Annotated in this window: 11 protein-coding genes; 2 read left to right on the top strand and 9 right to left on the bottom strand. The window is 43.5% G+C overall.

Features of this window, described 5'->3' with window-relative positions:
* Positions 1-140: 140 nt before the first annotated feature.
* The 4 genes from M1F97_RS04615 to M1F97_RS04600 form a co-directional block, all read right to left on the bottom strand.
* Positions 141-845 carry an MIP/aquaporin family protein gene (locus M1F97_RS04615; protein WP_125449821.1) on the bottom strand — a complete coding sequence of 235 codons (705 nt, stop codon included), beginning with the start codon at positions 843-845 and terminating at the stop codon, positions 141-143.
* A 69-nt stretch (positions 846-914) separates the two neighbouring features.
* The gene (glpO, locus tag M1F97_RS04610; RefSeq protein WP_125449819.1) at positions 915-2741 is read right to left on the bottom strand and encodes a type 1 glycerol-3-phosphate oxidase; all 1827 of its coding nucleotides are present in this window, start codon (positions 2739-2741) and stop codon (positions 915-917) included.
* 63 nt (positions 2742-2804) lie between these two features.
* Positions 2805-4313 carry a glycerol kinase GlpK gene (gene glpK / locus M1F97_RS04605; protein WP_125449817.1) on the bottom strand — a complete coding sequence of 503 codons (1509 nt, stop codon included), beginning with the start codon at positions 4311-4313 and terminating at the stop codon, positions 2805-2807.
* Between the two features lie 156 nt (positions 4314-4469).
* On the bottom strand, positions 4470-5897 hold the full coding sequence (locus M1F97_RS04600; RefSeq protein ID WP_247944352.1) for a helix-turn-helix domain-containing protein: 1428 nt from the start codon (positions 5895-5897) through the stop codon (positions 4470-4472).
* 164 nt (positions 5898-6061) lie between these two features.
* Between M1F97_RS04600 and hslO the strand changes: the two genes are divergently transcribed.
* Complete coding sequence (gene hslO, locus M1F97_RS04595; RefSeq protein ID WP_247944351.1) at positions 6062-6934, top strand: Hsp33 family molecular chaperone HslO; 873 nt, start codon at positions 6062-6064, stop codon at positions 6932-6934.
* A complete protein-coding gene (dusB, locus tag M1F97_RS04590; RefSeq protein ID WP_247944350.1) occupies positions 6921-7901 on the top strand; it encodes a tRNA dihydrouridine synthase DusB in 981 nt (326 codons plus the stop codon). Before hslO ends, dusB begins: the two co-directional genes overlap by 14 nt.
* A gap of 56 nt (positions 7902-7957) precedes the next feature.
* Here dusB and M1F97_RS04585 read toward each other — a convergent pair whose 3' ends face one another.
* The 5 genes from M1F97_RS04585 to M1F97_RS04565 form a co-directional block, all read right to left on the bottom strand.
* Positions 7958-8644, bottom strand: coding sequence for a YoaK family protein (locus M1F97_RS04585; RefSeq protein WP_000764008.1), 687 nt, complete (start codon positions 8642-8644; stop codon positions 7958-7960).
* Positions 8645-8770: 126 nt separating this feature from the next.
* The gene (locus M1F97_RS04580; protein ID WP_125449065.1) at positions 8771-9454 is read right to left on the bottom strand and encodes a hypothetical protein; all 684 of its coding nucleotides are present in this window, start codon (positions 9452-9454) and stop codon (positions 8771-8773) included.
* A 273-nt stretch (positions 9455-9727) separates the two neighbouring features.
* Positions 9728-10501, bottom strand: a complete 774-nt coding sequence (locus M1F97_RS04575; protein ID WP_125449067.1) for an NUDIX domain-containing protein — start codon at positions 10499-10501, stop codon at positions 9728-9730.
* A 1-nt stretch (position 10502) separates the two neighbouring features.
* Positions 10503-11282: a nicotinamide riboside transporter PnuC gene (gene pnuC / locus M1F97_RS04570; protein WP_125449069.1), complete on the bottom strand. Its 780-nt coding sequence runs from the start codon at positions 11280-11282 to the stop codon at positions 10503-10505.
* 8 nt (positions 11283-11290) lie between these two features.
* Positions 11291-12349 carry an AAA family ATPase gene (locus M1F97_RS04565; protein ID WP_247944349.1) on the bottom strand — a complete coding sequence of 353 codons (1059 nt, stop codon included), beginning with the start codon at positions 12347-12349 and terminating at the stop codon, positions 11291-11293.
* Positions 12350-12441: the final 92 nt, after the last annotated feature.

Here is a 12441-nt window from a genome sequence, read left to right as displayed (position 1 = left end):
TTCAACTGTTTACCATAACTTAAAAGTTCGTTTTAGCTTATTTTAAGATAAGTTAAGATATCAATCTTTTTGTCATAAATAAAGACAAAAAAGAGCCTGAGATTTCCATCTCAAACTCTGTTGCCAATCACTCTTTTATCTTAGAAAAGTGAGAATACGAGGACTGCTAAGGACGCTCCGAGGATAGGTCCCACAACAGGAATCCAAGCATAAGACCAGTCTCCGTCTCCCTTGTTTGGAATTGGCAAGATGCTGTGCATGATACGAGGTCCAAGGTCACGAGCTGGGTTCAAGGCATAACCCGTTGTCCCACCTAGTGAAAGACCGATGCCGACAATCAACGTTCCCACTGCAAAGGTCCCTAAACCGGCTTGAAGGTCATAGAGTCCCAAGGCAAAGATTGTCAAGAGCAAAACAAAAGTTCCAAGGATTTCGCTAACCAAGTTCGATACTGTGTTCTTGATTGCTGGTCCAGTACTAAATGTCGCTAGGATATTTCCTGCGTTTTCTTCCGCCTCATAGTGTGGTTTGAATTGCAACCAAACCAAAATCTGAGCCACCATCGCTCCTGCGAATTGGGCTAGGATATAAGGGAAAACAGAAGCCCAAGAGAGCGTTCCTTTTAAGGCCATAGCAAACGTCACAGCTGGATTTAGGTGGGCTGGGCTGAGCGTGCCAGATACAAAGGCTGCAACAGCTACAGCAATTCCCCATCCCATAGTAATCACAATCCATCCTGAATTGTTGCTCTTGGTTTTGGGAAGAACCACACCTGCAACAACACCATTTCCTAGGAGGATCAGGATTAAGGTCCCCAAAAATTCTCCAAATAATTCTTTCATCATATCTTTGTCTCCATTTAAAAGAAGGGGCGAGCGACAAGGAATGCTGCCCTCCCTCTCTTCTAGTTTTTCTTAATTTTTTAGTTCTGCTAAATCGTTTTGAGCAAGAGCTGCTTCGACATCCGCATGGTAGGCTGCTTTTTCTTCTTCAGTCCAATCATAGAATCGTCCCATTTCATCCAGAACTGGCTCAACGATGCTATCTAAACTATCACGCATGAAGAGCATGTGGTTGGTACGGCGAAGGAGGAAGTCAACTGGGCTAAGAGCCAATTCATTGCGCATTGCATAGTGAAGGGACAAGGTGTCTGCCAAGCTGAGTCCTGGCGCCTGTTCCAAGCTGTGAGCAAGGGCAAAGACCTTCGGTGCATTTGAACCGTATAGATTTGCTAGATAGTGAGCTTCCTTGCTATCCAAACCACGTGAAACTCCAAGTTGAGCAAAGGCTTCGATTTCTGAATCCACATTTGCTGGGTTCAATTCTCCACCTGAAACAGGGTAAGTCTTAGAGTTGATGAGTTTAAAGCTACGGTCAAATTCGGCTTTAAGGATGTCAACCACGCGCTCCATAGCTCCTTCAGCCATCTTACGGTAGTCTGTGATTTTACCACCAGCAAGGGTCAAAAGGCCATTGTCATCACGGTCCAAGCTCGAACCACGAGAAACTGCAGATGGATCCAAATGTTTCTCAGATGTGCTGCTTTCAAGCTTGCTGACAGCAGATTCAACATCTTCACGCGTCTTTTCTTTCGAGAGATAAGCTTCGACAGTCGCAATCAAGTTATTGAAGCTTTCATCGCTGATGGTTCCGTTGTTTCCACCATTGTAGTCAGAAGCGCTATTGCCTGCAATCAATGGACGAAGACCTGCCCAGCTGCTTTCGATATCATCGATAGTAATGTTAGCTTCTGGGAAGCGGTTGTTGACAATGCCAAGTAGATAATCTACATCTTCCTGAGTCACTTTTGGATGTTCCAAATCGCCTGTGTAGTCTGTATCAGTTGTACCGAAGTAGGTCTTGTTTTCACGTGGGAGAACAAAAACCATACGACCGTCACCCAAACCTGTGTCAAAGTAAACTGGCTGTGAAACCTTGATTTTGCTTGAATCCACTACCAAGTGAACTCCCTTGGTTGGACGCATTTGTGAGAATTGGGTTCCCTTATTGGACAAATTACGTACCTTGTCGCTCCAAGGACCTGTTGTGTTAATAACCAGACGAGCCTTAATTTCAAAGACTTGGTCTGTCAACAAATCACGAGCTACAACACCTGTAATCTTGCCACTTTCGTCAAAGAGGAAGCCTTCTGCCTTAACGTGGTTGGCAATGAGTGCACCGTCTTGGTTGGCACGTTTGATGTTTTCAATCACGAGACGCGCATCGTTATTACGGAAGTCAAGATAAACCCCACCTCCTACCAAACCTTCTTTCTTCAAGTTTGGCTGGCGTTCCAAGACTTCTTCCTTGCTCAAGACCTTGTTAGCAGCTGGCGTATTGTTAACCCCTGCCAAAAGGTCGTACAAGTCCATGGCTACTTTGAGACGGAAGAGGCTAAATGTCGCTCCATCCTCATCGTAAACTGGCAAAAGCATTGGATCTGGTTTTGGAATGTGTGGAGCGATTTGTTGAACCACTGCACGTTCAGAAACTGTATCTGAGACTACTTCCACGTCAAATTGTTTGAGGTAACGCAGACCTCCGTGAACCAATTTTGTTGAACGGCTAGATGTTCCTTCTGCGAAGTCCTGCATTTCAATCAAACCAGTCTCAAGACCACTTGCTGCTGCCTGCAAGGCTACACCTGCCCCTGTGATTCCTCCACCGATAATCAAAAGATCCAGAGTACGTTCCTGCATTTTTTTAATTGATAATTCTCGTGTTTTCTTTGAAAATTCCATATTTACACACTTTCTAACTGAGTCGTTTCATTCTTAAGCTGATCATTGCATCAAGAAACCGTATTAGTCGTCGATTTCCGCAAAGACTTGCGTTGCTTTCACAGCCTTCTTCCAGCCCTTGTAGAGTTGTTCCTTGCGCGATTCGTTCATGGATGGCTCAAAGAGTTCTCCTGTCTCGTTCAAGAGTTTCAACTCATCCAAGTCCTTCCAGTAGCCCACTGACAATCCTGCTAGGAAGGCTGCACCTAGGGCAGTTGTTTCCAAGTTTTTAGCGCGGGCGATATCAATTCCCAAGATGTCAGCCTGGAACTGCATGAGGAAGTTGTTCATGGCTGCACCACCATCTACCTTCAAGACTTGGATAGCTGTCTGCGCATCCACTTGCATCGTGTCGATGATGTCACGCACTTGATAAGCGATAGATTGCAAAGTCGCCTTGATAAAGTCTTCTTTGCTTGTTCCACGAGTTAAGCCAAAGACCGAACCACGAGCGTTTTGATTCCAGTATGGAGCCCCTAGACCTGTAAAGGCAGGTACGACATAGACTTCGTCATTGTTGTGAGAATTGAGAGCATATTTTTCAGACTCTGGTGAATTTTCAACCATGCGAAGTCCATCACGAAGCCACTGAATGGCACTTCCTGCGATGAAGATAGAACCTTCCAAGGCATAGTAAACCTTGCCGTTGATTCCATAACCAATCGTTGTCAAAAGGTTGTTTTCAGACAACTGCATCTCTTCACCAGTGTTCATAATAATGAAAGAACCTGTTCCATAAGTATTTTTGACCATACCTGGTTCAAAGGCCAACTGACCGAAGAGGGCTGCCTGTTGGTCCCCAGCCATACCTGAAATTGGTACTTCTCCACCGTAGAAATGGAATGGAGCAGTCTTGCCGTAGATTTCAGAGTTAGAACGAACTTCTGGAAGCATAGCCTTAGGAATGTTGAGGATTTCCAAAATCTCATCATCCCATTTGAGTTCTTTAATGTTATAGAGCATTGTACGGGCTGCATTTGAGTAGTCCGTCACATGAGCCGCACCGTCAGTCAATTTCCAAACCAACCAAGTATCGATAGTACCAAAGAGCAATTCTCCTTTTTCTGCTCTCTCTTGAGCGCCTTCTACATGGTCCAAAATCCAACGAACCTTGGTAGCAGAGAAGTAAGCATCGATAACCAAACCAGTCTTTTCATGGAATTTTTCCACATAACCTTGGCTTTTTAGTTGTTCAGCCAGAGGAGCAGTTTGACGTGATTGCCAAACGATAGCATTGTAGATAGGGAGCCCTGTTTTCTTATCCCAGACGACAGTTGTTTCACGCTGGTTGGTGATCCCGATTGCTTCGATTTGACTTGGTTTCACACCACTTTCGATGAAAGCACCCGCGATAACTGACTGAACAGAGTTCCAAATTTCATTGGCATTGTGCTCAACCCAACCTGCTTGAGGAAAAATCTGAGTGAATTCTTTTTGACTAGAGCTGACCTTTTCTCCTTTTTTGTTAAAAATGATGGCACGAGAACTGGTCGTTCCTTGGTCAATAGCCATGATGTATTTTTCTTGTGACATGTGCTGTCCTCCTGATAAAATCTTGAGGGGATTCCTCTTTACAGTAACTAGTATACAAAATAAAGCGCTTTCTTGTTTATCAATTTTTTTAAAATTTTAAAAAAATGTGAGGAGATTGTGCGAATTTCACAAAAAAGACCTGAAAATTCAGGTCTTTTAGGCAAATAGCATCTGACGAATCGTAGCTAAATCCTCCATATCCAAATCATTTTTTAAATAATAAACTGGTGTTTGTTCCTTCTTATAAATCGGGTTGTTGGTAATTAACAAATCATAATGTCGACTAGGATCATAGGCTTCTATGGTAATGAAACGATTGTATTCCAAATACCGTTTCAAAATGGCAGCCATCCTAGAAAAGACAAGGAAACCAGATGTCAAATCCAGACCAATCCTCATATGTTGGCCACCATTTTCTGCCATATACTCTATCAACTGGAGCCATTCCCAGAGAATTTTCTTATCCAGGTCGGTCCGCTGATGAAAGGCAGGCAAAATATGAAAAATTCTTTCTGCAGTCCCTCTAAAATCATGTTCCATCAGCAAATAGGGATGGCGATTCTCTGTCTGGTATCTGTACTGATCTTGTAAAATATAGCCCTTGTAGAGATAAACTTGACCACAAAGCTGACTGAGTTCATAGGTGACATGGTCCTCTGTGTAGTCCCCCAGCAACTCCTCTTTCTTCATCTCTTGAATCAATTGCGTCAGCAAATCGGCTAATTGCCCTCCAAAACCAAGAATATACTCCATAGTATGAAGGGGCAAGATACGATGGGAAAGGAGAAATGAAAAGAATACCATCATCTCACCATCCTCAGCCCCTAGAGGAAGGTGTTGCCCAGCAAAAAAGGACGGAGCCTTTCTCAGCAAACGAAGGTAGAAAAGATTGTCAAAATACCCTCGCATTTTTTCTTCTATGACTTGAAACTGACAGGCATTGACCCGGAGGCGCTGTTGACTGATGTGAGCCCAGAGAACCAAGTCCAATTTCTGACCTGAAGACAAGCTAGCACCGCAGATTTCTTCTAGGGTAGCAATCTCTTGTTTTCTCTCAGCTTTCTGCATGTGACCTTCCCACTCCTGACTGGACCAGACCTTGCGGAAAAGACAGAAATAGAAATAGCGAATCTGATGCTCCGGACCTCGCCAACGGCCATTTTGGATCGATAAGTCAAACTCTGACAAAATCTGATTTAGACTAGCTAAGTGGCGACCAAGCGTGGCCTCACTAATCATCAATTCTTGAGCCAACTGATGAGCTAGAAACTGTTGGTGATAGAGAAGGTAAACCAAAATTTGGTATTTAATGGCATTGTCTAGAAACAAGCTCCGAATCTCTCTCCCCTTTGTGGCAGCACCAATCGACAAACGTAGATTTTCATCTTCCAAGTGGATGGTCAGCTCTAGCCCTCTTTCCAAGGCATTTTCGTTAATCAGAGAAATGTACTTGGTTAGGGTCGCCTTTGAAAAACCTGTTTCTTCCATGGCTTTCTTGACTGTTGTCTGCGAATCTTGTAATAGAAAGGAAAGGACTAAAAATTGGCCAGATTCGGCTTTTTCCATCAAATCACCTAAATACATTTGTTACCCCTTTCATTTTCTCCTACAAGCATAGCATAAATCTTTCAAATGCTGAAATAATCTGTTTCTCATTTTATTTTAAGGCCGATTTTCTCGTCATTATTCCTCAGAAACAACAAACACACGGCTCCCCCTTTGGGCATTTTTATGCTAAAATAGAAGGTATGGATAAAATTATTAAAACTATATCAGAAAGCGGAGCCTTTCGTGCTTTTGTCCTTGATAGCACTGAAACCGTCCGCACTGCTCAAGAAAAACATCAAACTCAAGCCAGTTCAACTGTTGCACTTGGCCGTACCCTTATCGCTAGCCAGATTCTCGCAGCCAATGAAAAAGGAAATACCAAGCTAACAGTTAAAGTTCTTGGAACCAGCTCTCTTGGTGCCATCATCACGGTTGCAGATACCAAGGGAAACGTCAAAGGCTACGTTCAAAATCCAGGTGTTGACATCAAAAAGACTGCAACTGGTGAAGTCCTTGTCGGACCTTTTGTCGGCAATGGCCAATTTCTCGTTATCACAGACTACGGTACTGGAAATCCCTACAACTCCATGACTCCCCTCATCTCTGGGGAAATCGGTGAAGACTTAGCCTACTACCTGACTGAAAGTCAACAAACCCCTTCAGCAGTCGGCCTCAATGTTCTTTTGGATAAAGATGACAAGGTCAATGTTGCCGGTGGTTTTCTTCTCCAAGTATTGCCAGGAGCCAAGGAAGAAGAGATTGCTCGCTTTGAGAAACGCATCCAAGAAATGCCAGCCATCTCAACACTTCTAGAAAGCGATGACCATATCGAAGCCCTCCTCAAGGCCATCTATGGTGACGAATCCTACAAACGTCTATCTGAAGAAGAAATTCGTTTCCAATGTGACTGCAGCAAAGACCGTTTTATGAACGCTCTTGCCAGCCTTCCAAATTCAGACCTTGAGGAAATGAAAGAGGAAGACCACGGGGCAGAAATTACTTGTCAATTCTGCCAAACTACTTATAACTTTGATGAAAACGACCTGGAGGAACTCATTCGTGACAAATCTTAATACACCCTTTATGATTGGCAATGTTGAGATTCCCAATCGTACTGTTTTAGCACCCATGGCTGGCGTGACCAACTCAGCCTTTCGTACCATTGCAAAAGAGCTCGGAGCTGGACTCGTTGTGATGGAAATGGTCTCTGACAAGGGAATCCAATACAACAACGAAAAAACCTTGCACATGCTTCACATCGATGAAGGCGAAAACCCCGTTTCTATCCAACTCTTTGGTAGCGACGAAGATAGCCTCGCACGCGCAGCAGAATTCATCCAAGAAAACACCAAGACTGATATCGTTGATATCAACATGGGCTGCCCAGTTAACAAAATCGTGAAAAACGAAGCTGGCGCTATGTGGCTCAAGGACCCAGACAAGATCTACTCTATTATCAACAAGGTCCAATCTGTCCTTGACATCCCCCTCACCGTCAAAATGCGTACTGGATGGTCTGATCCATCCCTAGCCGTAGAGAATGCCCTAGCTGCTGAGGCTGCTGGTGTCTCTGCCCTCGCTATGCATGGCCGTACTCGCGAACAAATGTACACAGGCCACGCAGACCTCGAGACCTTGCACGATGTAGCCCAAGCACTGACTAAGATTCCATTTATCGCCAATGGTGACATCCGTACGGTTCAAGACGCCAAACAGCGTATCGAAGAAGTTGGTGCTGACGCAGTTATGATTGGCCGCGCAGCCATGGGAAATCCCTACCTCTTCAACCAGATCAATCACTACTTTGAAACAGGAGAAATTCTCCCTGACTTGACATTTGAAGACAAGATGAAAATCGCCTACGAGCACTTGAAACGCTTGATTAACCTCAAAGGAGAAAACGTAGCCGTTCGTGAATTCCGCGGCCTCGCTCCGCACTACCTCCGTGGAACATCTGGCGCTGCCAAACTTCGTGGAGCCATTTCACAAGCTAGCACCCTAGCAGAGATTGAAGCCCTCTTGCAATTAGACAAAGCATAGTCTCGCATCTACAACTCACAAAAACGGCAAAGCTCAAAAATGAGTCTTGCCGTTTTTTATATGTTTTCATCTTGTAAATCTAATTGCTTCACTCTAGCTATATAGTAGGACATAATCAAAAACAAATTGAGGCTAACAATCCATATAGACCATTCATGAAGAAAATGCATCAATACAGCCAAGCTGATTGCGCCCACTATGAAACTTCCCACAACAATCCCATAATTTAAGGCCTGACGACGGTATTCTTGGATATTTCCTTCTCTTCTAGCAATGCGATACAAAGCGGTCAACATCTTTCGGTAATTTCCAGACGTCATAAAAATGACATAGGGATGATCTTCAATCAAACTGCCCGTAAATGTTAGCATCATCATTCCTGTTCCAAAAGCGATGAAAGGAACTTCTAATAGAGGAAATCGTGAAAAGAAAGGTAGAATAAGAGTTCCAATAAATAAAGGAAGCAGCATCTTAACCCGCCAGTAGGCCGTTTTACGGTATTCTTTCATGTGCAATGCAAACAGAAATCCTAGAGAAAAGAAAATAATGGAGCAGAATCGTAGCATCGTATTGATAACATTTGAGTCGTGCCAATCAGATATCAGTAGGAGAATATTCCCTGTCTGTGTCGCTACCAAACTATGGTATTGAATATGGCAAAACACATCCAAAGAACCACCTACAAATCCAAGAAATACTCCCATCAATCGTGTGTTTTGAGGTAAGATTAATTTATCCGCCATGTATTATCACTCGTTTTCCTTTGATTTTTTTATTATACCACTTTCTCTTGGAGAAACTAAGTGAAAAACAGTTGACTCACTCTTTTACAGAACGATTTCTAGTAAGAGTCAAAACACAAAATTTTATTATTGAATCAAGGCAACGCTTGAAACTTTACCATCCGCACCTGTTGTAATTTGGATGATTTTTCCTCCTCCGATTTTAGCATTATACTTGCCATCATCAAGAGTGTAAGAGTAGCCTCTAATAGAGTAGTTTTCTTTATTTCCTTCTGCAGTTTCTACTGTAAATTGGCCCCCTGATGAAACCGTAATAGTTTCGCCATTCGCTCCCTTCCAGTTGCCTGCAGCTGCTGAGAAATCACCATCGACCATGGTTAAAACACCCTTGTAGCGTTTGTTGTGTTCTGCTTGCTTGTCTTGAAGTTTGCGGTCAGTTGTTGGATCATAGCCTGACTGGTTAGACTGGGCTTGAGAGCCTTGCTGAGTTGAAGGTGCCTGAGATGGAGCTTGCTGACTAGGGGCTGCTTGTTCTTGTCTTGATTCAGGCGCTGGTTTCGCTTGTGACTGATCCGCCGCTGTAGAAGACTGACCAGAAGATGCCTGGGCCTTTTCAGATGAAGCTGAGCTTGAAGATTTTTGAGTCTTGCTTTCTTTGTTAGAAGAAGCTGCTTTAGAACTTGATGATTGGCTTGTCTTGGCAGAGCTGCTGGTTTGAGTGGTTTCGTTTTTATTTCCACAAGCTCCCAGTAGCAAGGTAGAAGCCAACACAGTCGCTGCCATCAATTTGATATAGGTTTTCTTTTTCATCTTTCCACTCCTTTGTAACACTTTTGAAATATTAAGAAATCTTTTTGTAATGTAATTGTAACATTAGGCCTTGAATCTGTCAACTATTTAGAGAACCTATTTTAAAAATTGTTCCCTCCACTATTTCAATTCGTAATCGAAACGAAAAAATAGAAAATTTTTTAGATTAGAGTCCTATTTTTTGCATCGCTCTTGTGTAATTCTAAGAAAGATAGCCATTCATAAAAATGATGATAAATAAAGAGGTCGGGAACTTTGTCCCGGCCTCACTTTTTATTTCAATCGATAGGTTTTTCTTGGTTTCTTTTTGGGTACTCGTTTGAGTCCGACTTCTTCTACATATTCGCCGTATTTTACGAGAAAGTTATTGCTGACGATTGGTCGACCAGGGTTGATGAGATTGACCAGTTCGGTTCCTTCATAGACAGTGAACTCCTCCTCCAGCAGATAAAGGAAGGTTGGGTTCCAGTCGAGACGGCCTTGGATTCGTTTGATGGATTCTTGGATAATGGCATAATGGTCAAAAGCGAAGGCTTGCTCCTCCAGCTCGACCCCCTCTAGGAAACATTTGCCTGTCTGAAAATCGACATCTACGAAAACGACATCCTTGGCATCGTCACCTGCCCGAACGAGGTCTAAGGCACGACTAGGTAGGTACACTAAGTGGGCAATGGTCACTGTCCAGCCCCGTGGATCACGACCGGGGGTCGATACGGTCATCAATTGCTCGATTTTCTCCAAAGGTAGATCGAGATTGACTTCTTCTCTCACTTCGCGCTGACAGGCATGTGCAGCATCTTCTCCCTTGTCCATAAAGCCTCCAACTAAGGCTAAACAGTTTTGATAAGGGTGAGCCTTGCGACGGATTAGCAAGAGTTTGATTTTTCCTTCGACAAAGCAGTAGGCTACCATATCCACTGTCACGCTTGGTTTTTCATATTGAGGGAGTTCCTGCTTGTAGTACCAGTCTAAAAACTCCTCCTGACTGGCATGGATTTCATAATATTCTTTTTCCGTCATCCCGGCTGGAATCATCGTATCTGCCATCTTATGCCTCCTTTCGAACTGCCTTAGTCCATTGGTACCACCCCACTAGACTGTTGAGTGTGTAAACCCAGTACATCCCTTGGATGTGGATATTTTCACCCCACCAGAGATAAATACTAAAGAGATTGGTTGCAATCCAGAAAATCCATTGCTCACGGTAGAGACGTGTCATCAAGAGCTGACCAACACCATTGGTCGCATCAGTAACACTATCACGGAAAGGGCGAGCGCTATTGATACTTTGGTAAGCCAAGCCCATACCAATCCATATAATGGCAGTCAAGGCCAAGTACTTGAACCAGTCAAGAACAGATAATTTCTTAGCTTCAAAGTGGGATTCTTCTGGTTTACCTTGGTCATTGATACGATTGGACAACCAAGCATAGAGACCAATCGGCTGCATGACAAAGAAGTAAACGGTCGTCAAAACTTCGCCATAAAAAGTCGCATTCATGGCCAAGATCAAGTAGATAGCCGAGTTAATAGCCCCAAAGAGATAATTGCTCGCACGCCCTTCTGCTACCAAGATAACACAGACAATCCCAGTCCAAGATGCAAACAAGCTCAGCCAGTCATGACTTTCCGTATTTTGAGTGAATTCCAAGATCAAAGGAACACTTGACAGAGCGATGAGGTATAACCACTGGACAAGGCTACGGCCGACAAAAAGATCTTTCCAGAGCAGGCGCATGATCCCTGCAAAACCGATCTTGCGGGCTTCAGCATGGACATTTTTAAAGTTTTCGATAAATTGTGTGATTTTTTCAGTTAGCTTTTTCATAATTTCTCCTAATCTGCTTGGTAAATGGCATCAATAGCCACTTTTGCTGCTTCATAATTGCCTAGATAATCCTCAGCTAGATAAACTAAAGGAATGGTCGTTAAGTATCTCTCCCTCATCTGGTCCAAATGCTGGGAAAAACTGTAGCGAATGTGGTCTTCTGCCATGGTCATATCTCTAAACCCGTCATTAACATAGGAACCCACAGGCTGCACAAAGAGAATCAAGTCCCATTTTTCCTTAGCCAAGATAGAGGCAAAGAGATTGTCAAAGGTTTCCCCTGATAAGTCTCCTTGGTCCTCAGTCTCCATGTAATAGTCATAGTAACCCTTGGTTACCAAGGAGTTGGTATCGGCTATCACTAGGCCTCGATTGGCATTGCTATCGATTAGTTTTGAGGTCTGGTCATACTGTCCCAACAGGAGATAGTAGTAATCCTTTGGAGTCAATTCATCGTCGCGGACATTGTTTTTGATCTGGTACTCACGCGCATACTCCAGACTGACGGGCGCATCGTAATACCTTGCCAAATCCTTGGCTAGAGTGGTCTTCCCATTGCTGGCACTTCCCATAATCAACACTTTCTTGGTAAACTGACGGCGGAAGGGTTGAGCGATGTATTTCCAATATTTGCTTGGATTTTCTCGAATCATAGTCGCTGAGATACCAAACTTTCTTTCTTGCAAGACGGTGCCAAATCCACGTTTAGCTAGTTCTTGCTGGTATTCTTCTTCTCCCACAAAGAAAGTCAAATCTTGCTGGGTTTCATCATAGGAAATCTCCGCTAACATCTGGTCCAACCACTCCTGCCAGCCCATAGGGTAACGGGGAAGGTTGGTCTCATCCAGCTTGCAGACAGAGGTCAATTCGTCATCACGAAAAGCCTCTCGGATATAGCGAAATCGTTTTTGAAGACTTAAACCTACCTGCTCGCCTCGGTCTCCCTCGTAGCCTGAAACGACTACCCAGACCTGCTCACACTGACGCTTCGCTCGCTGGATCAGATCGATATGCCCCTGATGAAGAGGAGCAAAGGTTCCAAATACCACTGCTGTTTTCTTTTTCATACTTGTTTACCTTTTTATAATTTTTGATATTTTTATTTTCTATGTTTTTATTATATACTATATTTTTGTTTTGTCAATAGTTTTTTATCATT

The organism is Streptococcus oralis, assembly GCF_023110435.1.
Lineage (GTDB): Bacteria > Bacillota > Bacilli > Lactobacillales > Streptococcaceae > Streptococcus > Streptococcus oralis_CF.
Note: the sequence above shows the minus strand (reverse complement) of the source record. Positions and strands in the feature narration are given on the sequence as shown.